This window comes from Streptomyces carpinensis, assembly GCF_002154505.1.
In the GTDB taxonomy this organism is placed as follows: domain Bacteria; phylum Actinomycetota; class Actinomycetes; order Streptomycetales; family Streptomycetaceae; genus Streptomyces; species Streptomyces carpinensis.
In genome coordinates, this window is sequence record NZ_MUBM01000222.1 from 1 (window position 1) to 24,471 (window position 24,471).

General features: G+C 71.8%; 21 protein-coding genes and 2 pseudogenes. 9 read left to right on the plus strand and 14 right to left on the minus strand.

Annotation, left to right across the window (positions count from 1 at the left end):
- The 4 genes from BZY54_RS28480 to BZY54_RS28495 all read right to left on the minus strand — a co-directional run.
- A partial coding sequence (locus BZY54_RS28480; protein WP_143668141.1) for a 2-oxoglutarate dehydrogenase E1 subunit family protein occupies window positions 1-318 on the minus strand: 318 nt, incomplete at its 3' end.
- A gap of 280 nt (window positions 319-598) precedes the next feature.
- Window positions 599-1,705 (minus strand): HAMP domain-containing sensor histidine kinase, encoded by a 1,107-nt coding sequence (locus tag BZY54_RS28485; RefSeq protein WP_086728207.1) that lies wholly within the window; start codon window positions 1,703-1,705, stop codon window positions 599-601.
- Window positions 1,702-2,439 carry a response regulator transcription factor gene (locus tag BZY54_RS28490; RefSeq protein WP_086728208.1) on the minus strand — a complete coding sequence of 246 codons (738 nt, stop codon included), beginning with the start codon at window positions 2,437-2,439 and terminating at the stop codon, window positions 1,702-1,704. The genes BZY54_RS28485 and BZY54_RS28490 overlap by 4 nt, the downstream gene beginning before the upstream one ends.
- 122 nt (window positions 2,440-2,561) lie before the next feature.
- A complete protein-coding gene (locus tag BZY54_RS28495) occupies window positions 2,562-3,239 on the minus strand; it encodes a spermine/spermidine synthase domain-containing protein (RefSeq protein ID WP_086728209.1) in 678 nt (225 codons plus the stop codon).
- 225 nt (window positions 3,240-3,464) lie between these two features.
- Between BZY54_RS28495 and BZY54_RS28500 the strand changes: the two genes are divergently transcribed.
- Together BZY54_RS28500 and lon are read left to right on the plus strand one after the other, a co-directional pair.
- A complete protein-coding gene (locus BZY54_RS28500) occupies window positions 3,465-4,310 on the plus strand; it encodes a rhomboid-like protein (RefSeq protein ID WP_244217383.1) in 846 nt (281 codons plus the stop codon).
- A gap of 463 nt (window positions 4,311-4,773) precedes the next feature.
- Entirely contained in the window at window positions 4,774-7,197 is a 2,424-nt protein-coding gene (gene lon, locus BZY54_RS28505; RefSeq protein ID WP_086728210.1) for an endopeptidase La, read from the plus strand.
- Between the two features lie 132 nt (window positions 7,198-7,329).
- On the opposite strand, the gene BZY54_RS28510 is transcribed toward lon, so the two are convergent.
- Window positions 7,330-8,148, minus strand: coding sequence for a lysozyme (locus BZY54_RS28510; RefSeq protein ID WP_086728211.1), 819 nt, complete (start codon window positions 8,146-8,148; stop codon window positions 7,330-7,332).
- Window positions 8,149-8,427: 279 nt separating this feature from the next.
- On the opposite strand from BZY54_RS28510, the gene BZY54_RS28515 reads away from it, so the two are divergent.
- The gene (locus BZY54_RS28515; protein WP_086728212.1) at window positions 8,428-8,928 is read left to right on the plus strand and encodes a MarR family winged helix-turn-helix transcriptional regulator; all 501 of its coding nucleotides are present in this window, start codon (window positions 8,428-8,430) and stop codon (window positions 8,926-8,928) included.
- A 25-nt stretch (window positions 8,929-8,953) separates the two neighbouring features.
- Here BZY54_RS28515 and BZY54_RS28520 read toward each other — a convergent pair whose 3' ends face one another.
- The gene (locus tag BZY54_RS28520; RefSeq protein ID WP_086728213.1) at window positions 8,954-9,742 is read right to left on the minus strand and encodes a protein phosphatase 2C domain-containing protein; all 789 of its coding nucleotides are present in this window, start codon (window positions 9,740-9,742) and stop codon (window positions 8,954-8,956) included.
- Between the two features lie 415 nt (window positions 9,743-10,157).
- On the opposite strand from BZY54_RS28520, the gene BZY54_RS28525 reads away from it, so the two are divergent.
- The 5 genes from BZY54_RS28525 to BZY54_RS28545 all read left to right on the plus strand — a co-directional run bounded on the left by BZY54_RS28525 (window position 10,158) and on the right by BZY54_RS28545 (window position 15,938).
- Window positions 10,158-13,022 (plus strand): sensor histidine kinase, encoded by a 2,865-nt coding sequence (locus tag BZY54_RS28525; protein ID WP_244217385.1) that lies wholly within the window; start codon window positions 10,158-10,160, stop codon window positions 13,020-13,022.
- A complete protein-coding gene (locus BZY54_RS28530; protein ID WP_086728214.1) occupies window positions 13,019-13,522 on the plus strand; it encodes a roadblock/LC7 domain-containing protein in 504 nt (167 codons plus the stop codon). Before BZY54_RS28525 ends, BZY54_RS28530 begins: the two co-directional genes overlap by 4 nt.
- 20 nt (window positions 13,523-13,542) lie before the next feature.
- Window positions 13,543-13,965 carry a DUF742 domain-containing protein gene (locus BZY54_RS28535; protein WP_086728215.1) on the plus strand — a complete coding sequence of 141 codons (423 nt, stop codon included), beginning with the start codon at window positions 13,543-13,545 and terminating at the stop codon, window positions 13,963-13,965.
- A gap of 94 nt (window positions 13,966-14,059) precedes the next feature.
- Complete coding sequence (locus tag BZY54_RS28540) at window positions 14,060-14,635, plus strand: GTP-binding protein (RefSeq protein WP_086728225.1); 576 nt, start codon at window positions 14,060-14,062, stop codon at window positions 14,633-14,635.
- A gap of 40 nt (window positions 14,636-14,675) precedes the next feature.
- Window positions 14,676-15,938 (plus strand): styrene monooxygenase/indole monooxygenase family protein, encoded by a 1,263-nt coding sequence (locus BZY54_RS28545; protein WP_086728216.1) that lies wholly within the window; start codon window positions 14,676-14,678, stop codon window positions 15,936-15,938.
- Here the strand turns inward: BZY54_RS28545 and BZY54_RS28550 are convergent.
- The 4 genes from BZY54_RS28550 to BZY54_RS28565 form a co-directional block, all read right to left on the minus strand.
- Window positions 15,902-17,107: a C40 family peptidase gene (locus BZY54_RS28550; protein WP_086728217.1), complete on the minus strand. Its 1,206-nt coding sequence runs from the start codon at window positions 17,105-17,107 to the stop codon at window positions 15,902-15,904. The genes BZY54_RS28545 and BZY54_RS28550 overlap by 37 nt on opposite strands.
- A 104-nt stretch (window positions 17,108-17,211) precedes the next feature.
- Window positions 17,212-17,538, minus strand: a complete 327-nt coding sequence (locus BZY54_RS28555; RefSeq protein WP_208640795.1) for a hypothetical protein — start codon at window positions 17,536-17,538, stop codon at window positions 17,212-17,214.
- Window positions 17,531-18,187 carry a TetR/AcrR family transcriptional regulator gene (locus BZY54_RS28560; RefSeq protein WP_086728219.1) on the minus strand — a complete coding sequence of 219 codons (657 nt, stop codon included), beginning with the start codon at window positions 18,185-18,187 and terminating at the stop codon, window positions 17,531-17,533. The genes BZY54_RS28555 and BZY54_RS28560 overlap by 8 nt, the downstream gene beginning before the upstream one ends.
- A 91-nt stretch (window positions 18,188-18,278) precedes the next feature.
- On the minus strand, window positions 18,279-19,217 hold the full coding sequence (locus BZY54_RS28565) for an AurF N-oxygenase family protein (RefSeq protein WP_086728220.1): 939 nt from the start codon (window positions 19,215-19,217) through the stop codon (window positions 18,279-18,281).
- Between the two features lie 153 nt (window positions 19,218-19,370).
- Between BZY54_RS28565 and BZY54_RS28570 the strand changes: the two genes are divergently transcribed.
- The gene (locus BZY54_RS28570) at window positions 19,371-20,498 is read left to right on the plus strand and encodes a ferritin-like domain-containing protein (RefSeq protein ID WP_086728221.1); all 1,128 of its coding nucleotides are present in this window, start codon (window positions 19,371-19,373) and stop codon (window positions 20,496-20,498) included.
- Between the two features lie 6 nt (window positions 20,499-20,504).
- Here BZY54_RS28570 and BZY54_RS28575 read toward each other — a convergent pair.
- The 4 genes and pseudogenes from BZY54_RS28575 to BZY54_RS53640 all read right to left on the minus strand — a co-directional run.
- Window positions 20,505-21,043 (minus strand): annotated as a pseudogene (locus tag BZY54_RS28575) (DUF3291 domain-containing protein).
- Window positions 21,044-21,182: 139 nt separating this feature from the next.
- Complete coding sequence (locus BZY54_RS28580; RefSeq protein ID WP_086728222.1) at window positions 21,183-22,652, minus strand: penicillin-binding transpeptidase domain-containing protein; 1,470 nt, start codon at window positions 22,650-22,652, stop codon at window positions 21,183-21,185.
- A 31-nt stretch (window positions 22,653-22,683) separates the two neighbouring features.
- Window positions 22,684-24,051, minus strand: a complete 1,368-nt coding sequence (locus BZY54_RS28585; RefSeq protein ID WP_086728223.1) for an FtsW/RodA/SpoVE family cell cycle protein — start codon at window positions 24,049-24,051, stop codon at window positions 22,684-22,686.
- Window positions 24,052-24,095: 44 nt separating this feature from the next.
- Window positions 24,096-24,471 (minus strand): annotated as a pseudogene (locus BZY54_RS53640) (SH3 domain-containing protein); the annotation flags it as partial.

Sequence of the window (24,471 nt, forward strand, 5' to 3'; positions counted from 1 at the left end):
CTTCGGAGCAGCCGGGGCGGCCGGGGCCTGCGCGGGCTGCGCCGGGGCGGCGGGCGCCACCTGGGGAGCCGTGGCGGTCGCTGCGGCCCCCGCGGCCGCAGTACCCGACGGGGCCGAGGAGGCGGCCGCGGCGGCGCCCGGCTTGTAGTCGGCGAAGAAGTCCCACCAGGCGCGGTCTACGGAGTTCGGGTCCTGGAGGTACTGCTGATAGATCTCGTCGACGAGCCACTCGTTGGCACCGAACGCAGCCGCGGGGTTCTTCCCGGACTGATCGTTGTCGGTGGAGATGCTCGAGTTACTGGGGGACTGTGGCGACACGGCGGCAACCGCCCTCTTCCGCTTCACAAGGTGATGGACAGCGGGAATAAAGGCTACGCCTCCGGGACGGGGAAGGTCAGGTCGGGCCCGTTCATCGTCGCGTAAGTCACATCGAAAGCTGTGTTTCGGGGCTTGAAATGGCGGGAAACAACCGTGGTTCGCCTGCGGCGGGGAAGGTGGGACCCGGGCCTGGCCCGGGACGGACGCAGGCCCCAGCGTGATCACACGTGTCCGGCTGCGCGAACGCTCGTGGATCTTGAGGTTCCGGTCGAACTTTACGTCAACTTTGAACTGAGGAAAGCCCCGGAAGTGTGACGAGAATCCGGCAGCCGCGATCGGATTCGGCCACACCGATCCGGCCGCCGTGCAGATCCACCGCCCAGCGGGCGATCGCCAGACCGAGCCCGGTGCCGCCGTCGCTGCCCGGGCCGTGGGGGCGGCTCACCGCGCCGCGGTTGAAACGCTCGAAGACGCGGTGCCACTCGGAGCGGGGGATGCCGGGCCCCTCGTCGAGGACCTCCAGCTCCAGCGACTCCGGCTGCAGGCCGCGCCGCGCCTTCACGGTCACACGGCCGTGCGGCGGGCTGTGCTTGACCGCGTTGTCGATCAGGTTGGCGACCACCTGGTGGATGCGCTCGGGGTCCGCGTGCGCGGTCAGGTTCAGCGGGTCGACGTCGAGGCGCAGATGGACGTCCGTGCGGGTGTGGCTGCCGGAGCCGGAGGCCATGCCGGCGCGGGCGGAGGCGACCATGTTGGCCTCCTTGAGCACGCCCGACAGATAGGGCCACACCTCGAAGCGCCGCACCTTCAGCGGGACGACGCCGTTGTCCAGGCGGGACAGGTCCAGCAGCGTCTCGACCAGCCGGCCCAGCCGCTCGGTCTGCTTCAGGGCCGTGCGCATGGTCTCGGAGTCCGGCTCGGTGACCCCGTCCACGATGTTCTCCAGCACCGCGCGCAGGCCCGCGATCGGCGTGCGCAGCTCGTGCGAGACATTCGCCACCAGCTCCTTGCGCTGACGGTCCTGGGCGGCCAGCTCGTCGGCCATCCGGTTGATCGTCTGGGCCAGGTCGCCCAGCTCGTCCCGGCGGTTCTCGCGCACCCGGCGCGTGTAGTCACCGTGCGAGATGGACCGGGCCACCGCGTTCATCTCGTCCAGCGGCGCGGTGAGCGAGTGGGCCACGAACTGGGTGATGAGCAGCGTGGCGATCATCGAGAAGACCATGATGAAGCGCAGCTCGGTCTTGGTGTGCACCGCGATCATCGACAGACCCGTGGTGATCAGCACCGAGATGACGACCAGCGCGCCCAGCTTGGTCTTGATGGAGAACGGTCGTACGCCATCCCAGGGTCTCCCCGGGGTCCGCCGTGCGGCCGGCCCGTCGCTCATGGGGTCGGCGTCTCCAGGGCGTAGCCCACGCCGTGCACCGTGCGGATCCGCTCGGCGCCGATCTTCCGGCGCAGCGCCTTGATGTGGCTGTCGACGGTCCGGGTGCCGGAGGCGTCCGCCCAGTCCCACACCTCGGCCAGCAGCTGCTCGCGCGAGAGCACCGCGCGCGGGGTGTTCGCCAGGCACACCAGGAGGTCGAACTCCGTCGGCGTCAGGTGGACGTCCTCGCTGCGCACCCGCACCCTGCGCTGCGCGTGGTCGATCTCCAGCTCGCCCAGGCGCAGGATGCCGCTGCGCGGCGTCGCGGCGGCGAGGGCGGCCCGCTCCACGCGGCGCAGCAGCACGTGCACCCGTGCCGCCAGCTCCCGCATCGAGAACGGCTTCGTCATGTAGTCGTCGGCGCCGACGCCCAGCCCGACCAGCATGTCGGTCTCGTCGTCCCGCGCGGTGAGCATCAGCACCGGCACCGGCCGCTGGGCCTGCACCCGGCGGCAGACCTCCAGACCGTCGAAGCCGGGCAGCATGATGTCGAGGATCAGCAGGTCGGGCTGCCAGGCCTCGGCGGTGTCGACCGCGGACGGACCGTCGCTCGCCGTCTGCACCAGGAATCCCTCGGCACGCAGGCGGGTGGCGATGGCGTCCAGGATGGTCTGGTCGTCCTCGACCACCAGGACCCGGCGCTGTGCGCCCGGGCCGGCCGTCGTGCCGTTGTGGGAGGTCTGTGTCTGCTCCATCGCCCGCCCCTGAGGTTTGCTTCCGGAATCCGTGGGGTGATTCCTTGACTGCGCATGGTTGCGATTGACGCTTGAATGATCGGCGTCAGGGAAGCAGCGTACGGGGAGTCACCGCGGCTTTGCTATCCAGGGCGGACGGCCAGGTGCACGACGTCCGGAACGCCCCGGGCAACGGGGATCTCTTCGGTGCGCACCTGTTGGAACCCGACATTCCACAAGGTTCCTTCAAATTCCGGAGACGGCCGGGCCGACCACACCGCCAGCACCCCGCCGGGTCTCAACGCCCTTGCGCAGCTTGCCAGTCCGGGTGGCGTGTACAGCCCCTCGTTGCCCTCCGTGACCGTCCAGTCGGGGCCGTTGTCGATGTCGAGACAGAGTGCGTCGAATGTGGCGGATGTCTCATTGACGTAGCCGATGAGATCGGCTTCGACGATCTCGGTGCGCGGATCGGCGAGCGCCGCGGCGGTCAGTCGCGCGAGGGGGCCGTCCCGGTGCCAGTCGATGATCGCCGGCTCCCGCTCGACCACCGTGATCCGTCCCCAGCGCGGGTCGGCGGCGGCGTGCGCGAGCGAGAAACCGACGCCCAGACCGCCGATCAGCACGTGCGGGCGCGCCCTGCCGTCCAGCGAGGCGAGGGTGGCATCCACCAACAGCCGCTCCGAACGGCCGTCGGAGGTGTCCATCAGGAAGCAGCCGTTGGCGATGATCTGCAGCAGTTCGCCGTGCCGGCGCAGCACGACCTCGCCGTAGGGGCCCTCGCGACGGTCGAGCACCACTGGAGTCTCGTACGAGGTGGTCATGAGGCCATCCTGCCCGAACGGGCCCGTAAGGCCACGTGAATTACGAGTGACGGCGGTGATCGGCCCGGCGGGGGCGGGCGGTTGGCCGCGTCCCGGGCGTTTCCCCGGCGTGCCGGGCGCGAAGGCGAGTTAATAGGTTGCTGTGAATCGACTGCCGGGTGGCGTCGGTCATAGACAGGGGCTGGTGTGACCCGAAGGGTGGAGGCTGACGGAAGGAGCCCCACCGTGGAACGGACTGCGGACGCCGACGCCGCGGCCTCGTCCCTCCTGGAGGGCATGCCGCAGCAGCGGCCCGGGCCCAGTCCTGTCGCCGCCCCTCGGGAACCGGCCTGCGATCGCCTCGCCGTCACCGGAGCCACCGGAGCCACCGGCGCCGCGGTCTCCGCGCCTGCCGCCCCTCCCGCCGTCTCCGGCCTGCCCGACGTCGTCTCCGCCCTCGGCGCACGACTGCGGGGACTGCGCCCCCGGCGCCTGCTGCCCAGCCCCACCGGCACCCCGTTCACCTGCGTGTACGCGGCGATCCTTCTCGTCACCTCGCTCGTCTCCCGGTACGCGGACCCCGCGACGGTGAACGCCCTCTACCAGAGCTGCAGCACGGACGTCTCCCACCTGGTGCGGACGCCCCTGCTGGTGCTGCCCGCCAGCGCGCTGTGGATCGCGGGCGGGATCACCTCGCCGTACTCCCTCTGCTTCCTGCTGGTGCTCACCGCACTGGAGCGTCGGACGGGGGGTCTGCGCACGGCCGGTGTCTTTTTGGCCGGGCATGTGCTCGCCACCCTCGCCACCGAGGTCCCCATAGGGCTCGCGGTGCTGGCGGGCCGGCTGCCCGACAGCGCGCTGCACCGGCTGGACTACGGCATCAGCTTCGGTGTGGCCGCGAGCGTCGGCGCCCTGGCCGGACTGCTCACTCCGTGGCTGCGGTGGCCGCTGCTCACCGTGTTCGTCGGGATGGTGCTGGCCGACCTGCTCACGTTCACCGACCCGATGACGAGCTCGGGCCACCTGATCTCCGTGGGCGTCGGCGTCGCGAGCTGGCCCCTGGTGCGCCGCTGGCACCGCGCCGCCCGCTGAGGCCGCATCACGCCGTCCGCCGCTCCCGTGCTGCCCGCGCACGCGGCTTCGCGCCGTCCACCGGTCCTGCGCCGCACGCAACCTCCGCGCTCCCGCGCACGCCGCATCGCGCCGCCCGCCGCTCCGGGTTGCCTGCTGAGCCCGCGTCGCGCCGTCCACCACTCCCGCGCCCCTGCCCGCTGACGCCGTGCCACACCCTGCGCCGTCCCCACGCCCCTGGCCCACTGCCGCCGCGCCGCACGCATCCTCCACCGCTCCCGCGCCCCCCCCTGACGCCGCGCCACACCCGCCACCAGTCCCACGCCCAGCGCCTCCTGAGGCCGACCTCCCCACATCCCTTGCACGACCTGCGGTTTCCCCTCGCTTCCGGGTGATCGCTCAGAGCGAACAGCTCGCTGGGAACATTCAAGGTCGGCCAAGCATTGAGTCGGCATAACTCAACTTGACTGCCGAAAGGGAGATCATGGCTGCTGAGTCCACGGCGTTCACACCGCTCGTCCTGCCTGTGCTGCCGCTCGACGACGAGGTCGTGCTGCCCGGGATGGTGGTCCCGCTGGATCTGAGCGACAACGAGGTACGGGCCGCGGTGGAGGCCGCCCAGGCCGCCGCCCGGTCGGAGCCGGGCAAGCCCAGGGTGCTGCTGGTGCCGCGCATCGAGGGGGCCTACGCCAAGACCGGCGTGCTGGGCACGGTCGAGCAGGTCGGCCGGCTGGCCGACGGTGACCCGGGCGCCCTGATCCGCGGCCGCGGCCGGGTGCGGATCGGCGCCGGGACCACCGGCCCGGGTGCCGCGCTGTGGGTCGAGGGCACGCGGATCGACGAGAGCGCGCCGGAGCCGCTGCCCGGCCAGGTGGCGGAGCTGGTCAAGGAGTACAAGGCCCTCGCCACCGCCTGGCTGCGCAAGCGCGGCGCCTGGCAGGTCGTCGACCGGGTCCAGGCCATCGACGACGTCTCCGCGCTCGCCGACAACTCCGGTTACTCGCCCTTCCTGACGATCGAGCAGAAGGTCGCACTGCTGGAGACCGCCGACCCGGTGGCCCGTCTCAGGCTCGCCACCCAGCAGCTGCGCGACCACCTCGCCGAGCAGGACGTGGCGGAGACCATCGCCAAGGACGTCCAGGAGGGCGTCGACAAGCAACAGCGCGAGTTCCTGCTGCGCCGTCAGCTCGAGGCCGTGCGCAAGGAGCTGCGCGAGCTGAACGGCGAGAGCGAGGGCGAGGAGTCCGACGACTACCGCGCCCGCGTCGAGGCCGCGGACCTGCCCGAGAAGGTGCGCGAGGCCGCTCTCAAGGAGGTCGACAAGCTGGAGCGCGCCTCCGACGCCTCGCCCGAGGGCTCCTGGATCCGCACCTGGCTCGACACGGTCCTGGAGATGCCGTGGAACGAGCGGACCGAGGACGCCTACGACATCCAGGGCGCCAAGGCGGTCCTGGACGCCGAGCACGCGGGCCTGGACGACGTCAAGGAGCGCATCACCGAGTACCTGGCGGTGCGCAAGCGCCGCAGCGACCGCGGCCTCGGTGTGATCGGCGGCCGCCGCGGTGGTGCCGTGCTGGCTCTCGTCGGACCGCCCGGTGTCGGCAAGACCAGCCTGGGCGAGTCCGTGGCGCACGCCATGGGGCGCAAGTTCGTCCGGGTCGCCCTCGGCGGCGTCCGCGACGAGGCCGAGGTGCGCGGCCACCGGCGCACGTACGTCGGCGCGCTGCCCGGACGCATCGTCCGTGCCATCAAGGAGGCCGGGTCGATGAACCCGGTGGTCCTGCTGGACGAGATCGACAAGGTGGGCTCCGACTTCCGCGGCGACCCGGCCGCGGCCCTGCTCGAGGTCCTCGACCCGGCGCAGAACCACACCTTCCGGGACCACTACCTGGAGGTCGAACTCGACCTGTCGGACGTCGTCTTCCTGGCCACCGCCAACGTTCTGGAGGCCATCCCGGAGGCACTGGCCGACCGTATGGAGATCGTCCGCCTGGACGGGTACACCGAGGACGAGAAGGTCGTCATCGCGCGCGACCACCTGCTTCCGCGCCAGCTGGAGCGGGCGGGCCTGCACCGTGACGAGGTCGCGATCGACGAGGGAGCGCTGCGCAGGCTGGCGGGCGAGTACACCCGCGAGGCCGGCGTGCGCACCCTGGAGCGGTCCATCGCGCGGCTGCTGCGCAAGATGGCTGCCCAGCACGAACTGGGCGAGCGGAAGCTGCCGTTCACCGTCACCGAGGCCGACCTGCGCGGCCTGATCGGCCGGCCGCACCACGTGCCGGAGTCGGCGCAGGACCCGGCGGAGCGCCGTACGTCCGTCCCCGGTGTGGCGACGGGACTGGCGGTCACCGGAGCCGGCGGCGACGTGCTCTTCGTCGAGGCGTCCCTGGCCGACCCGGAGACGGGCGCGGCGGGTCTGACCCTGACCGGTCAGCTGGGCGACGTGATGAAGGAGTCCGCGCAGATCGCGCTGAGCTTCCTGCGCAGCCACGGCGCCGAGCTGGAGCTGCCGGTCGGCGACCTGAAGGACCGGGGCGTGCACATCCACTTCCCGGCGGGCGCGGTTCCCAAGGACGGCCCGAGCGCCGGCATCACCATGACGACCGCGCTCGCCTCGCTCCTGTCCGGCCGTCTGGTCCGCACGGACGTGGCGATGACCGGCGAGGTCTCGCTGACCGGCCGTGTCCTGCCCATCGGCGGCGTCAAGCAGAAGCTGCTCGCGGCGCAGCGGGCCGGGGTGACCACCGTCATCATCCCCAAGCGCAACGAGCCCGACCTGGACGACGTCCCGGCCGAGGTGCTGGACAAGCTCGACGTCCACGCCGTCACGGACGTCCGTCAGGTCCTCGAGCTGGCCCTCGCACCGGCCGTGAACGGTGCGGAGCCGGAGGTTCCGGTAGCGGCGTGACGGACGCTGCCGGACGGGGAAGGCCCGGGTCCCGTGAGGGAGGCCCGGGCCTTCGCCGTGCGTCTTGGTGCGTCCTCGGCGTCACGCGCCCACGGCTACTCGCCGTACGCGGCACGTGCCGGCGAGGCCGGATCAGCCGTTGGCCAGGGCCTGCACCCGGTCCAGCGCGCCGTTGAACTTGTCGTGGTCACCGACGGTCGGGCCGGACGACGTGTACTGCCACATGGTGTAGTAACCCCAGCCGGCCGGCAGCGTCCCCGGGTCCGAGGCGTAGCGGGCGATCCACAGGGGGTTGTTGGCGGCGAAGCCGCCGTAGTTGCCGGTGCACTGGGTCCACCAGCTGGTGGCCGTGTAGATGACGGCGTCGCGACCGGTGCGCGCCTTGTAGGTGTTGAGGAAGTCGGCGATCCAGCTGACCATCGCGCTGGCGGACTTGCCGTAGCAGGAGGCGCCGTAGGGGTTCCACTCGATGTCGAGGGCACCCGGCAGGGTCTTTCCGTCACGGGACCAGCCGCCGCCGTGGTCCACGAAGTAGTTGGCCTGGGTGGCGCCGCTGGTGGTGTCCGGGGTCGCGAAGTGGTAGGCGCCGCGGATCATGCCGACGTTGTACGAGCCGTTGTACTGCTGTGCGAAGTAGGGGTTGGTGTAGTACGTCCCCTCCGTCGCCTTCGTGTAGGCCCAGCGGACACCGCTGTTCCAGAGGGTGGACCAGGCGACGTTGCCCTGGTAGCTGCTGACGTCGACGCCCTCGGTCTGGGTGACGTCGACGGAGGTGGGGGAGCCGCTGCGGCCGTCGTGCGCCACGACGCCCATGCCCATGTGCCCGGAGCCGCGGGCGGGGGTGGTGTCGGCCGAGGAGGGGACGGTGAGGAAGTAGGAGAACGCTGCGAGCAGGACTCCCGCGGCGGTAAGCCGCCGTACGCGGGCCGTTCCGGATCTGTGCACGGGCATGACGTGCCTCCGAGTTCGGTGGTGCTCGGTGGGGGGAAACAGGGGGCATGCCCACCGTCGCACAAGGGGAGAGCGGGTCACGGTAGACCCGCCGTGAGCTGGGATGTCGTGGGCATGCCATTCAGTGCCTGACAGAGAAGCTACGCACGTAGACCCGCCCTGGGAAGGGGGACCGGGGGCTGCCGTTGGTCTACGCCTGCGAAATACTGACCAAGCTGCGGCGATGGCCGCGACGGGCGGAAACTTTCAGGACCGGGAAACTTTCAGGCAGGGGCTGACGTGCACGAAGACGCAACAGGCGAAGGGCGGGAAGCGGCACCCGACGATGCGCCAGGTGGTGTGGACCGGGAGTTCCTGTCCCTGGAGCGGGAACTGACGGTGCTTCTGCGTCGGGCCCGGGCCAGCCAGGGGGAGATGGCCCGGGAGGTCCACCCGGACCTGGAGTCGTCCGCGTACGGACTGCTGATCCGTTTGGAGGAGTGCGGCGGCCAGCGCGCCACCGCGCTCGCCGCGTACATCGGCGTCGGCAAGGCCACCATGTCCCGCCAGCTGCGCGCCCTGGAGGAGCTCGGCCTGGTCGCCCGTGAGCCGGACCCGGCGGACGGGCGGGCCTGGCTGGTGGCCCTCACCCCTGAGGGCCGGCGCCGCGTCGGCCGGGTGCGCGAGGCCCGCCGGGCGCGCTATGTCCGGCAGCTCGCCCACTGGGACCGCGGCGAGGTGGCGGAACTGGCCCGGCTGCTGCACGAGTTGAACGGCGTCATGGAACGGCACGAGAAGTAGCCGCAGGGCACCACCGGGCCGCCTCTCACAGCTCCACGAACACCACCGTCGCGTCGTCGTGCGTCTTGCTCCGGCCGAGTCGCGTCCGCGCCTCACGGTCCGCCGCCTCCAGGGCCCGCACGCGGTCCACCAGCGCCCGCGCGCCCTCCTTGCGCACCAGTGCGAGGCACTGCGCCCAGTCGCCCTCGTGGAACGTCTCCACCCACCGCGCCGCCCCGTCCGTCAGCGCGGCCAGGGCGCGGACCTCGCCGAGCGGCACGGCGCCCGTCACGGCCCGGTCCGCCACCGAGGGGTCCGCCGCCGCGGTGAAGAAGCCGCCCTCCTTGTTGCGCAGCGTGGCGTCGACGAGCGCGGCGCGGGCGAGCGCGGACCGGGGCAGCCGGGACAGCCGGTCGTCCAGGACGGGCACGACCGAGCCGTCGGCGGCCTCCAGCAGGAGCACCGAGTCGGACAGCACCAGATACTCCACGGTCGCGGCCGACCAACGGGCGAGCACCACGGTTGCCTGGGGTGTGCGCGGGTGAGAAAGGTCACAAGTGATCGCGTGTGTCTCGGCGGTCCGCCCTATGGCCCGCGAGAGAATCTCCGACAGCGTCAGATCTCGGTCGTAAACGGTCAGTTCGGTCAGTGTGCCGCCGAGCCGGGCGGTGAACCAGGGGACCGAATGCAGGCACCCCGTCTCCGTCGCCGGCGGTGTCACCCCGTCCAGGACGACCAGGCAGCCTCCCTGCCCGGAAGCGGGCACTGCGACGGCGGCGAAGTCCTCGTTCCGGCGGTCCGGGCCGCCTGGCTCCGAAACAACCTCAGTACGCATCCGGCCAGTCTGCACGAGGCCTTCACATGGTTCGCCAAAGGCTGGCAATCGACTTGGAATTGACGCAGTCCCGCAGGTCAGGCGCCTGGTTTGGGAGGGAATGGAGCGCTCCGGGAAGGCGTGGCGGCGAATATTGCCAAAGCCTGCCGCAGACGTCCAACCGGCCCGCCGTGGGAGGCTCGTGCACACGCCGCGGGAACTTGCCCGCCAACTCCCCTCCGATGTTCACTCCTTCGGGTGGCCGGTCGGATGATGCGGGCTCACTGCCCACCGGCACTGGGAGGGTCGGAATCCGACGCAGGTCCCCTGCTCGAGCGAAACCGAGAGCCGGGGGGAGGGTGTACGCACCAGTCGCACCAGGTGACGGGGCGCCACCCGGGCCCATGAGTACACGAGTACAGGAATGCGAGCACCGGTGCAGAAAAAGCGGCCTCGGCGCACAGGCAAGCAGACGGCCTCCGCAGGGGGCCCTCAGACGCCCGGCACCCCCTCCGCCACCGCCCAGCCCGCCACCCCGGTGGGCAAGGGCCGCCCGACCCACGTACGCAACCGCCTCATCGCCGCCGTCGCCGTCGTGGCCGCGGCCGTGGCCGGGGCCGGCTCCCCTTCCGTGATCGCCGCCTCCGGGCAGCTGAGCGACTCCCAGGACCTGGTGACGCTCGCCGGCCAGACCCAGGACGCGATCGCCCTCGCCCACGCGCTCGCCGACGAACGCGACGAGGTCACCTCCTACGTCGCCGCGGGCCGCCCCAGGTCCAAGGCGCCCTCCGAGCAGCGCAGCACCCGCGTGGACCGCCAGGTCGAGGAGCTGCGCACCGCCACCGACGCACCCGCCTGGCTGCGCCAGGACCTGGACGGCATCGCCGCCGTGCGGCACTCCGCGCTCACCGGGCAGAGCACCGCCCTGCAGACGCATCAGGCGTACTCCGCCACCATCGCCGAGCTGCACAAGCTCGCCGAACAGCTGGCCGAACAGATGCCCCCACGGGCGGGCTCCGGAGCGCACGCCCTCGCCGAGCTCGACACCGCCGTACAGCAGGCGGCCGCCGCCCGAGGGCTGCTCCTCGCCGCCCTGAACGTGCCCCGCACCACGCGGACCGTGATCAGTCCCGTCACCGGCCTGCCCACGCGGACCACCACCTCCTCCGAGGCCGACACCAAGCAGCGCGACGCACTCACCGCCGCCGCCCAGCAGGCCCGGGTCCGCTCCGACGCGGCCCTCGCCGAGTTCCACGAGACCGCCCCCGAGGCGGCCCGCGGCTCCTACGACTCCACCGTCACCGGAGCCGAGGTCAACTCCGCCGCGAGCTACCTGGCCAAGCTCACCGACGAGCCGACGCTGTCCGACTCCGACCTCGCCACCAGCACCAAGAAGGCGGACGCCGCCCTCTCCGCCCGCGTCGACCTGATGCGCGGCGTGGAGGCCTCCCTCTACGACCACCGCACCAAGGACCTCGCGAAGCTCCGCGACGACGACGTCACCGCACTGGAGATCCGCATCGCCCTTCTGGGCGCCCTGCTGCTCGTCGCCATCGGCATCGCCACGGCCCTCGCCCGCACCCTCACCCGCCCGCTGGCCGTGCTCCGCCTGGGCTCGGCCCGGCTGGCCGGCGCCGAGGACGCGACCGCCGAGGAGCCGATCGGTTTCACCGGGCGCAACGACGAGTTCGCCCAGGTCGTCCGCTCCGTCAACACCCTGCACGCGCAGGCCGCCGCCCTCGCGGAACGGGTCGCCACCCTGGAGGCCGACCGCAAGCACCTGATCGGCCAGCGCCAGAAGATGGCCGACGCCCGCGAGGGGCTGCGCACCGAACTCGACACCGCGGCCGCCCAGCTCCAGCGGCTGCGCAGCAGCATCGGCTCCACCTTCGTCAACCTGGCGCTGCGCACCCTGGGCCTGGTCGAGCGGCAGCTCGCCGTCATCGAGGGCCTGGAGGAGCGCGAGCAGGACCCGGACCGCCTGGCCACGCTCTTCAAGCTCGACCACTTCGCCACGGTCATGCGCCGGCACAGCGAGAACCTCCTCGTCCTGGCCGGCACCGAGCACGTCCAGCAGCACGCCGGGCCGGTCCCGCTGGTCGACGTCGTGCGCGCCGCGGTCAGCGAGATCGAACGCTACGAGCGTGTCCGCATCGCCGCCCTGCCGCCGCACGCGCACGTGGCCGGCTTCGCCGCCGACGACCTCTCCCATCTGCTGGCCGAGCTCATGGAGAACGCCACGTCGTTCTCGCCGCCCGACCAGCCGGTGGAGGTCTCCGGCTGGCTCCTGGAGAACGGCGAGATCATGCTCTCCGTCCAGGACGAGGGCATCGGCATGGCCACCGACCGGCTGAACAGCCTCAACACCCGCCTCGCCGAGTTCGACCCGGAGGCGCACTACGACCAGGAGGGCGAGGCCGGCCTGGGTCTCGGCCTGTACGTGGTGGCCCGCCTCGCCCACCGGTACGGCGTCCGGGTGCGGCTGCGCGAGCAGAAGCAGGGCGGCATCGCGGCGGTCGTCGTCGTACCCCGGCCGCTCCTGGCGGCGGCGTCCGCCTCCGCCGTGCCCGCGGCGGGACCGGCCCACGGCGGCACCGGAACGTTCTCCCTCCCCGGCGCGGACGCCGAGGTCAACTCCAACGTCCTGCACGCCCGCACCAAGGACGGCGCCACCGACCCGCTGGTGGCCATGGCCGAGCGGGCGGTACGGCGGTCGGAGTCGGCGGCGCGGGAGCAGGCCCCGGAGCCCGTCGAGGAGCCGGCCCGGCCCGACGGGCATTCGACACCGCCGGAGTCCCCGGCGGAAACGACGATGGAACTGCTGATCCCGTTCCCGGCGGGGGAGCGGGACGCCGGCCGGCCGCGCCCCGCGGCGGAGGCCGGCCCCGCGCACGCACGACCCGCGGTCGCCGAGGGCCATCACGTCCCACAGGGGCCACCCGCACCCGACGACGAGAGCCCGACCGGTGCCGCGGGTGGGAACGACGATCCGGCCGAGGGCGAAGCCCGGGCCGAACACACCCGCGCCCCGGAAGAAACCCTCACCGCCAAGGGCCTCCCCAAGCGCACCCCCAAACTCACCACCCCCACCCACGCCCCGCGTCAGCGCACGGGATCGGTGGACGCCGAGGCACTCCGCCGCCGCCTGGGCGGCTTCCGCAAGGGAGCCCAGGCGGGCTACCGCGACGTGGAGGCCGAGATCGCGGAACAGACGGCGCAGAACCAGCGGCCGACGCCGGCCGCCGAGCGCACACATGCCGAGGAAGCCACCGGGGGCACAGTCGAGGAGGCAAGCAGTTGACAGCGTCCACCACCTTCGGACTGAGCAGTGAGGCCCGCAACCTGCACTGGCTGCTGACCAACCTCGTCGAGGAGGTGCCCGGCATCGAGTCGGTCGCCGTGGTCTCCTCCGACGGCCTGCTGCTCCTCTCCTCCGACCAGGGCCGTATCGACGAGGCCCGCCGAAACCGCTCGGCGGCCCGCAGCGGCCCGCGCGGCTCCGCCGCCGACCTCGCCACCATCGTCTCCGGCATCGGCAGCCTCACCGTCGGAGCGGCCCGGCTCATGGAGTTCGGCACCGTCAAGCACACGATGGTCGCGATGGACGAGGGCACCCTGTTCGTGATGTCGATCAGCGACGGCTCGCTGCTCGGCGTGCACGGCTCCGCCGAGTGCGACATGAGCGTGGTGGCGTACCACATGGCGCTGTTCGTGGGCCGCGCCGGACACGTGCTGACGCCCGAACTCCGCAGCGAGCTGCGGAAGTCCATGGAGTCCGAGTCGGCGGGGAGTGCCCGATGAGCAGTGCGATGAGCAGCCCGATGAGCGGAAGGCCCAAACACCAGCTCCCGGTACGCGGCGGTGACCGAAAACCCGCCCGTGTGCGCCCCTACTCGCTCACCGGCGGCCGTACCCGCTTCGGTCACGTCCTGCTGGTGGAGACGTTCGTCGGGAGCACCACCGCGATCGAGGCTCCGGAGGAGCGCAAAGAGCTGACGAATGGTTCCCTCGGCAACCGGGTCATGCCGGAGATGCGGGCCATCGTCGAACTGTGCCGCCGCATGCGGACGGTGGCCGAGATCGCCGCACTGCTGAAGATGCCGCTCGGCGTGGTCCGTGTGCTCCTGAGCGACCTGGCGGACCAGGGAAAGATCCGTGTGTACGGAACCGGAACCGGTCACGGCACCGGCCGTCCGGACCGCGCTCTGCTGGAAAGGGTGCTGAGTGGACTCCGTCGTCTCTGACTCCACTGTCTCTGACTCTCCCGTGGCCGCCCCGGCCGTCTCCGGCGCCGCAGCCTCCCTCGGCGTGCCCGCGTTCGCCGAGCCCGTGGAGGCCATGCAGCCCTGGCAGACGGACCGCACCCGCGCCCCGATCGCCACCAAGATCGTGGTGGCCGGCGGGTTCGGCGTGGGCAAGACCACGCTGGTCACGGCCGTCTCGGAGATCACGCCTCTGCAGACCGAGGCGCTGATGACCGAGGCCAGCGCGGAGACGGACGACCTGACCGCCACGCCGGGCAAGCTGACCACGACCGTGGCCATGGACTTCGGCCGGATCACGCTCGACGACGACCTGGTGCTGTACCTGTTCGGTACGCCGGGCCAGCAGCGGTTCTGGTTCATGTGGGACGACCTGGTGCGCGGCGCGATCGGCGCCGTCGTCATGGCCGACACCCGCCGGCTGAAGGACTGCTTCCCGGCGCTGGACTACTTCGAGAGCTGCGGGCTGCCGTACGTCGTGGCGGTCAACCACTTCGACGGCAGCGAGCGGTTCGAACCGGACGACGTCCGGGACGCGCTCACGATCCCGCCGCACATACCTGTCATGATCATGGACGCGCGGCGCCGGATCTCGGTGATCGAGACCCTGCTGGCCCTCGTGGCCCACGCACTCGAGGAAACCCCCGAATGATCCTTCGAGCAGTCCAGAAGTCGTAGGAGGCAACACCCGCATGCGCAAGATACTCGTCGTGGGGGCCGGGCAGTCCGGTCTCCAGCTCGCCCTCGGCCTCCAGTCGCACGGGTACGACGTCACCCTGATGTCCAACCGGACCGCGGACGAGATCCGTTCCGGCCGGGTCATGTCGACGCAGTGCATGTTCCACACCGCGCTCCAGCACGAGCGGGACCTGCAGCTGAACTTCTGGGAGTCCCAGGCCCCGAGGATCGAGGGACTCGGCGTCTCGGTCGCCGCCCCCGGCTCCTGGAGCGAAGGCCCCGCGGCGCGCGCGATCGACTGGGTGGGCAGGCTCGACGGGTACGCGCAGTCGGTCGACCAGCGGGTGAAGATGGCCGGCTGGATGGAGACCTTCGCGCAGCGCGGCGGCCAGTTGGTCATCCACGGCGCGGCGGTCGGGGACCTCGACTACTTCTCCCGCGCCTACGACCTCGTCCTGGTCTCAGCGGGCAAGGGCGAACTGGTGTCGATGTTCGAGCGGGACCCGGAGCGGTCCCCGTACAGCGAGCCGCAGCGCGCCCTGGCGGTGGCGTACGTGCACGGCATGGGCCCGCGCCCGGAGCACCCGGAGTTCGACGCGGTGCGCTGCAACCTGGTCCCCGGCGTCGGCGAGCTGTTCATCATGCCGACCTACACCCTCTCCGGCCGTGCCGACATCCTGTTCTGGGAGGGCATCCCCGGCGGTCCGCTCGACGTCTTCAAGGGCGTCAAGGACCCGGGCGAACACCTGGCCCTGACCCTGGACCTGATGCGCAGGTTCACTCCGTGGGAGTACGAGCGGGCCGCGAAGGTCGAGCTCACGGACGCCGGCGGCACACTCGCCGGCCGTTACGCCCCGACCGTCCGCAAGCCGATCGGCCGGCTGCCCGGCGGCGGCCTGGTGCTGGGCGTCGCGGACGTCGTGGTCGCCAACGACCCGATCACCGGCCAGGGCTCCAACTCGGCCTCCAAGTGCGCCGCGGCCTACCTGGCCGCCATCCTGGAGCACAGCGACAAGCCGTTCGACGAGGAGTGGATGCAGCAGGCCTTCGACCGCTACTGGAACACGGCCCAGCACGTGACCAAGTGGACGAACGCCATGCTCGCCCCGCCGCCGGAGCACATCCTCAACCTGATCGGCGCCGCCGGCCAGCTCCAGCCGGTCGCCGACCGTTTCGCCAACGCCTTCAACAACCCGGCCGACTTCGAGAACTTCTTCTACGAGCCGGCCAAGACCGAGGCCTACCTGGCCGAGGTCGCCGGGGGATCGGCCGCGTAGTAACCCGCGTCCGATCCGTCCCGGACACCCTTGGGAAGCTTCGGCGGCACATAGCGCCGCAGGGGCTTCCCGCCCGGGTCGGGCCGCACCGCGCCCAGCACCGGGTTGGACGTGACCGGCGACACCTTCACCCTCGCTCCGGGCCGGGGCGCCTGCACCACCATGCCGCCGCCGAGGTAGAGGGCGACATGCGTGGCCCCGGGGAAGTAGACGACCAGGTCGCCGGGGCGCAGGTCGCTCAGCGGCACCCGTTTCAGCCGGGCCCACTGCTCCTGGCTGGTCCTCGGGATCGGCTTCCCGGCCCGCTCCCAGGCCTGCGAGGTCAGCCCCGAGCAGTCGTACGCGTCCGGACCCTCGGCGCCCCACACGTACGGCTTCCCCAGCTGCCGCACCGCGTAGCGCACCGCCTTCTCGCCCTGCTCGGTCGGCGGTCTGCCGTCGCCGAGCACCCCGGCGGCCACGAGTTTCTGCTGTGCGCCGCCGATCCCGCCCCTCTCGGCCGCGTCGAGCGCCGCCAGCTGCCGGGCGCTGAGCGAGGCGAGCAGCCTCGCCATCTCCTGCAACCGCCTGCCCACGTCGTCGCGGGCGCGCTGCTGCTTGCGGACGAGGACCAGTCGGGCGTCGTACGCCGCACGTGCCGCGCGGGCGAGCTCGGAGGCCTTCCTCTCGTCGTCGGCCAGCCGCCCCACCGTCTCGGCCCGCTCCCGGGCCAGCCGCCCGATCATGTGCCCCGCCTCCAGCGCGCGCTGCGGATCGCGTGCCAGCAGCAGCCGGAGGTAGGGGGAGAAGTCACTGCTGCCCTGGTACTGCAGACGGGCGAGCCGTCCCGCGTTCCCCATGCTGCCGCGCAGGGCGGACCGGGCCCGGGTGAGGGCGGCGTCCAGCCGGACGACGACGACGCGCTGCCTGTTCAGCTGCCCGGCGACCGCGTTGTAGGTCCTGGCGGCCTGCTCGGCCTGCCGGTAGAGCTTCTGAAAGTCCGTCAGCAGTACGGCCGTGGACAGCTGCCTGGGCCGCTGCGCCGGCGGTCCGGGCTGCCCGGGTTGTCCGGGGCGTTCGGACGGCCCGGGTTGTGGCGGCAGTGGTACGGCCGTGGCGGTCACCGGGGCGAGCGCGGCCTGCGCCACAAGCGCCGCCGTGCACACCAGACGCGGCATGCTTCCTGACACTCCATCACCTCCGGTGCGGGGGCGGCCTTTCCGCTCCACACCGTGAGGATTGGACGTATGAACCGACGATGTGCGGCATTTGTGCGCCGGGCGGCGCACCGCTATCACCCGTCCGTGTCTCCCGGCTTGCCGTTCGTGCCGGATCGCGGCTGCGGCCGGGACCACGGCCACTTCAGCCGGCCGCCGCTCGCGCCCTCGGGATCGAACTCGTACTTCCATCCGCGCGGCAGCCCGAGCCTCTTGCTGTGCCCGCGGGGCACCCTTCGGTAGACGAGCACGGTCGGTGTGCCGCCCGCCGCGTCCGGGACCGGGATGCGGTACGTCTTCGGGGGGTTACCGGTGGGCCCCACCAGCACGGGCAGCACCCGCCCGTCCATGGGGCCGCCCTCGAACGGGGTGTCTTCGCTCTTCACGCCACCAGTGTCAGGCATCCGCCGAGGCCAGCGCCCGCACCAGCGCGGCGGTCTGCGCGTCCCGGGCGGCGGTCACGGTCAGGACGGCCACGAACTGTTCGACCAGCCAGTCCCGCAGTTCCGCCGCGGGCGGCTGTTTGCCCTCGTCGAGCCAGATCAGGGAGGCGGCCTCGACGGCGGTGATCCACACCCGGACGGTCATCCGCAGCCGTGGGCCCGGGTCCGGAACCTCCAGATGGCTGAGGATGTGCTCCGCCGCGGCCCGGCGCACACCGTCCACGATGGCGGTCGTCCGGGAGGTCTCCACCACACTCCCGCCCTGGAGCAGCGCGGTGAAGCCGGCGTCGTGCGAGTCGACGAAGCTCAGATAGCGGTCCAGGGCGCGGGCGAGGCGGGGCAGCAGTGGGCCCTCGTGCGGCTCGTCGAAGCAGTGCCGCAGCTCTTCGGCGGCGGAGCGCAGGGCCGCCTCGTACAGCTGCTGCTTGCCGCCGGGGAAGTACCGGTACACCAGCGGCCGCGACACCCCGGCCGCCTCCGCCACGCCGTCCAGCGACACCTCCTCGGGCGCCCGGTGCGCGAAGAGGGACAGCGCCGCGTCGAGCAGCTGAGCGCGCCGCTCCTCGACGCTGAGGCGGCGGTAGGCGGGGGTGGACGCGGCAGGGCTCATGACGGGCAGCGTAATCGCTGACCGGGCCCTCCAGCCGTGCCGCCCGGTCCCGCCACCGTGCCATCGCGCGCCCACGACCCGCGTGCCCCGGTTACGCCAGCAGCCCCGACGACCTCCACAGCTGCCGTCCGACACCCCGCAGCACACCGATGTCGTCGAGGAAGTCAGTCAGCCGCCTGGCCCCCGTCTGCATGACCTCGCGCCGGTGCCCGCTGGCCTTCACCTGGGCCATGGCCTCCCGCTTGTCGAGCCCCACGTTCGTGTAGACCTCGGGGTTGATGAAGGCCACCGAGAAGACCCGTGCGAACTCGCCGGAGGTCACCCGGGTGAACTCCTTGGACCACCTCGGGGCCGTCAGCATCTGCCGGCGCAGCTCCTCACGGGCGTAGCGCACGTGCCGCGCCTCCTCCACGACGTGGATGCGCGTGACCCCGCGGATCAGCGGCTGCACCCGCTCGTCCGGGAACGTCAGCCGCTGCATCCAGTCCAGGACCTCCTCGCCGAGCAGCGTCGCGGTGAAGGAGCCGGGGGTGGTGGAGATCGTCTTGAAGAGCCGGCCGAGGTTCTGGTGGACGCGGCTGACCGGGTACCAGGGGGTTCCGCCGCGGGATATCACGCGGGCGAACATCTTCGAGTGCCGGCACTCGTCCTCGATCTCGGTCAGGGCGTACCGCACGTGCGCGCTCGTGGCGGCCTTGTCGTAGATGTGCCGCACCAGCAGCTGCATCAGGATCAGCTCGAACCAGATGCCGAGCGAGGCGAGCGCGGCGGCCTCGTGCTGGGAGAGCAGGATCCGCTGTTCCTCGCTCATCCGCTTCCACAGCGGTGTGCCGTACAGCGACACCAGCTCCGGTGGCCAGAACCACTTGCCCTCCTCGAAGGGCGCGTCCCAGTCCAGCTCCTTGTCCGGGTCGAAGGAGTGCTTGGCGGAGGAGTCGAGGAGCCGCTCGGCGACCTGCTCTCGGTCCTTGAGCAGACCGAGCGCGTCGCGCAGTCCGGCCAGCGCGTCGGCTTCCGTCATGGTCGTCATGACTGTCCCACCTCGTCGTACGGGATTGTGGCTGGAATGGCTGGTTACTCGTGGGTCAGATCGCCCGCCTCTTATAAGACTGCTTGTCAGCAAGCCCGTCAATCCCCTGCACACGACTTGTTGACTCGGCGTCTACGTGTGAGCCTGCGAGGTATGCCGACCTACGACCTGTACGTCAACGACCCTGGCGACGCGCACTGGCAGGTGCCCGCGAGCGGCGCGGCCCGCTTCAGCTGGGAGGCCATGTTCGTCGGTCAGGAGAACGGCTCCGGCCGCGACCGCCTGCTCGCCCTGTACCAGAAGGGCAAGGACAAGCAGTGGGACGGGCAGAAGCGCATCGACTGGGACCTGGAGGTCGATCCGTACGACGCGCTCGGCACCCCCGAGGAGGCGATGACCCTCTACGGCACGCCGTACTGGGCCAGGATGACCGACAAGGAGAAGGGCGAGCTGCGCCGGCACTTCGCGTCCTGGCAGTTCAGCCAGTTCCTGCACGGCGAGCAGGGCGCGATGGTCTGCGCCGCGCGGATCGTGGAGTCCGTCCCCGACCTGGACGCCAAGTTCTACTCGGCGACCCAGACGATGGACGAGGCCCGGCACGCCGAGATCTACGGCCGCTTCCTGCACGAGAAGATCGGGATGGTCTACCCGATCAACGACAACCTCCAGTCTCTCCTCGGCGACACCCTGCGCGACAGCCGCTGGGACATGCCCTATCTGGGCATGCAGGTCCTCATCGAGGGCCTGGCCCTCGCGGCCTTCGGCATGATCAGGGACACCACGAACAAGCCCCTGCCCAAGCAGATTCTCGCCTACGTCATGCAGGACGAGGCCCGGCACGTGGCCTTCGGCCGCATGGCCCTGCGCGACTACTACAAGCAGCTCACCGACGCCGAACTGCGCGAGCGCGAGGAGTTCGTCATCGAGGGCTGCTACCTGATGCGCGACCGCCTGCGCGGAGTGGAGGTCCTGGAGAACTTCGGCATCCCGAAGGCCGAGGCGGAGGAGCTCAGCGAGAGGTCCGAATTCCTCCAGCTCTTCCGCCAGTTGCTCTTCAGCCGCATCGTCCCCTGCGTCAAGGACATCGGCCTGTGGGGCAAACGCCTCCAGCAGGCCTATGTCGACATGGGCGTCTTCGAGATGGGCGACTCCAACCTGGACCTGCTCATGGCCCAGGACGAGGAGATCGCCGAGCGACTCGACGCCGAGCGCTTCGCGGCGGAGGAACGCGAACGGGTGGCCGAGGTGGAGGAGGCCATCGAGGCCGGGGCGGAGGGTTGAGGCACCTCAGCCCCCGCAGCCGAGCCCCTCCGGCACTTCGGAGAGCTCCGGCTGCGACGCCCCGGCGGGGAACGACGTCCGCAGCGTGAAGGCGTACGGCGTGGGGCCGTGCGCGCGCAGATGCAGCAGGCGTTCCTCCGCCTCGGCCACCGTCGGACGGTGGCCCGACGGCACCCACCACAGGGTCGTCACCGCCTCCTGGAGCTTGGCGAACCTCCCCCACTGCCTCAACGGCGTGGGGGGACCCCCACCCGGCGCCGGGACAGCATCTCCCGGTGCCGGCCCTGGTACATGAACGCCGTCAGGGCGTCGGTGTCCCGCCACACCGACATGTTGACGATCAGCCACTCGTCCCCGAGGACGGGCACGTCCGTGGCGTTGCCGGACTCGCTCTGCAGCAGCCAGACGAATCCCGGGGCGCCGTCCGCGTCGGCGTTCACCGGGTCGAGCGCGTCGACGAAGTCCTTCAGCTGCGGGGAGTCCAGAGGGGCCTTGACGCGGGCGATGTTGACCTGGGCGAGTTCGTACGCGGCGGCGGCTGTCATGAGCGAACCGTAGGGCGGCCCGCCGCGCGGACGGTAGCCCCGGTCTCAACAAGCGGGCACCAGACGGGCATTGGGGGCAGACGTGGGCCGGGCGTCATGCGGGACGACCCGCGGGCATGGCGCCGGCGCCGTCCGGGAGTCAGCCCGTTCGAGGCGAGTGCAGCACCGCCTCCATCACGGCCTTCGCGATCGGCGCCGCCGTGCCGCCGCCGCTGATGTCCCCGCGCCGCGCCGACGCGTCCTCCACCACCACGGCGACCGCGACCCGCGCATCCATGTCCTGCTCGCCCTGCGCCCAGGAGATGAACCAGGCGTACGGAGTGCCCCGGTTGCCGACGCCGTGCTGCGCGGTGCCGGTCTTGCCGCCCACCGTGGCACCCGGAACGGCGGCGTTCCGGCCGGTGCCCTCCTCCACCACGTCCGTCATCAGCTCCCGCAGCCGCGCCGCCGTGGTCGGGCGCATCACCTGCCGTGCCGGCCGTGAACCGGCCGCCGACACCATGTCCCCGCCGCTGCGCGTGGTGCGCTCCACGAGATACGGCGAGCGCACCTGCCCGCCGTTCGCCACCGCCGCCGCCACCATCGCCATCTGCAACGGCGTGGCCCGCGTGTTGAACTGCCCGATCGACGACAACGCCCGCTGCGCCCGGTCCTCGGGCGCGTCGAACCTGCTCGGCACGACCGAGAAGGGGATCTCCAGCGAGGAGTCGTTGAAGCCGAAGCCCTGCGCCGTCGCCCGCATGGCCGACGCGCCGACGTCGACGCCCAGCTTGGCGAACACCGTGTTGCACGACCACTCGAAGGCGAAGCGCAGGGAGGCGTCCTCGCAGCCCTCGCCCTCGTTGACCAGCCAGGCGGTGCTGCCGGGCAGCCGGTACGGGTCCGGCGAGTCGGTCGGCGCGTCGAGATCCTGCACCACTCCCGCATCCAGCGCCGCCGCCGCGGTGACCACCTTGAACGTCGAACCCGGTGGATACGTCTGCCGCACCGCCCGGTTCAGCATCGGCCTTTCCGGGTCGCCGTTCAGCCGCGCCCAGGCCGCCGCCACCGCCGGCCCGTTCCCGGACAGCTCGGCCGGGTCGTACGACGGCGTGGACACCAGCGCCAGGATCCGGCCCGTCGTCGGCTCGACCGCCACGACCGCGCCCTTGCGCTTGCCCAGCCCGTGGAACGCCGCCAGCTGGGCGGCCGGGTTCAGCGTCGTGACCACGTTGCCGCCCGGGCTCTGCCCCCGCGTGAAGTCGTTCCACAGCGGGAACCCCGCCAGCAACGGGTCCGTCCCCGACAGCACGCCGTCCTCGGTGTGCTCCAGGAGCGTCGTCCCGTACCGCTGGGAGGCGAACCCGGTGACCGGGGCGTACATCGGGCCCTGCGTGTAGGTGCGTTCGTAGCGCAGCTGCTCGCCGGTGTCCTTGGACCCCGTCACCGGCCGGCCGCCGACCAGGATCTCGCCGCGCGGCTGCTCGTAACGGACGATGCTGGGGCGCCGGTTGGCCGGGTTGACGCCGTACGAGGGCGCCTGGAGCACCTGCAGCCAGGCCGTGTTCACCAGGAGCGCCACCAGCAGCAGCACGCAGAAGGCGGCGGCGTGCCGGATGTGCCGGGTCACCGGACCGCCTCCCCGGGGGACTGTCCGCGGCTCACGGGGCCACCTTCCCGTCGTACTGCCGCCGCGCCACATGGCTCACCCGGATCAGCAGCGCCACGATCGCCCAGTTGGTGACGACCGACGAGCCGCCCTGCGCCAGGAAGGGCATCGCCATGCCGGTCAGCGGAATCAGACCGGTCACCCCGCCCGCGATCACGAACACCTGGAGCGCCACGATCGAGGCGAGCCCGACCGCGAGGAGCCGGCCGAACGGGTCGCGCAGGGCGAGGCCCGCCCGGTAGCCGCGCTCGACGAGCAGGGCGTACAGCAGGAAGACCGCGGACAGTCCCGCCAGGCCCAGCTCCTCCCCGGCGGTGGCCAGGATGAAGTCCGACTTGGCCGCGAAGCCGACCAGGATCGAGTGGCCGAGGCCCAGCCCGCTGCCGAGCACACCGCCCGCTGCGAACGAGAACAGCGACTGGGCCACCTGCCCGGCCCCCTGTCCGGCCTCGATGGACGCGAACGGATGCAGCCACTCCGCGACCCGGCTGTGCACGTGCGGCTCCAGCCAGCCGACGGCGACCGCCCCGGCCACCGCGAGCAGCAGCCCGACCGCGATCCACCCGGTGCGCCCGGTGGCGATGTACAGCATGACGACGAACAGCCCGAAGAACAGCAGCGAGGTGCCGAGGTCCCGCTCCAGCACCAGGACGCCCACGCTCAGCAGCCAGATCGCGACGACCGGCCCGAGTACCCGCCCGGGCGGCAGCCGCGGCCACCACCCCCTGCGGCCCTTGTAGGTCAGCGCGCCGCGGTTCGCGGCCAGGTACGCGGCGAAGAACACCGCCAGCAGCACCTTGGCGAACTCGCCCGGCTGGATGGAGAACCCGCCGAGCCGGATCCAGATGCGGGCACCGTTCACGGGCGGGAAGAAGATCGGCAGCGTGAGCAGGGCGAGCGCGGCGACGGCACAGACGTGGGAGTAGCGCTGGAGCCACCGGTAGTCGCGCAGCACCAGCACCACGAGGGTGAACGAGGCCACGCCCAGCGTGGACCACACCAGCTGGGCGGGCGCGGCCTCCTGGCCCGGCGTCTCCAGGTCGAGCCGGTAGATCAGCACCAGGCCGAGCCCGTTGAGCAGTACGCCGATGGGCAGCAGGAGCGGATCGGCGTAGGGCGCCCGCAGGCGCACCGCGCCGTGCGCGAGCAGCGCGAGGACGCCGAGCCCGGCGCCGTAACCGGCGGCGCCGGGCGGAACGGTGCCGTGCTTCGCGAGGCCGACGGCGCAGTAGCCGTACACCGACAGCAGGACGGCGAGGACGATGAGGGAGAGTTCGATGCCGCGGCGCCGGGGGAGACGGACGACGGCGGTCGATGCGGAGGGGTGTGCCGCTGCCGCGGTGGGTCCGGCCTTGGTCATGTCGGGAACCTATCCAAAACCGGCATCTCGGCCGGCTCGGCAGCTCAGCACCAGCGTGGCGCGGGCCCGACGGTGTCGATGTAGCGGGCCGCACCCCAGGCCCAGGCGCCGTCGGCGAGCAGGTACCACCGGGGGTTGCCGCCCACGGTGTCGCCGGCCGTCTTGCAGTAGATCCAGACGACCTCGCCCTGCCGGGCGACCCGGAGGGCCTTGCCGCCGCGGTCCGGCCGGGTGTGCAGGGCCAGGCCGCCACGGGCCGTGACCACGCCGCGGTAGAAGCGTGGGCCGTTGCCGGGCCCGTCGCTCGGCGGCTGGGTCTGCTGCGGGCCGGGGCCGGGGGTGCTCGCGCCGGGGGCCGGTGTGCCGGTGTGCGGACTTCCGGTGTTCGAGGTGCCGGTGTTCCAGGTGGCGGTCGGGGCC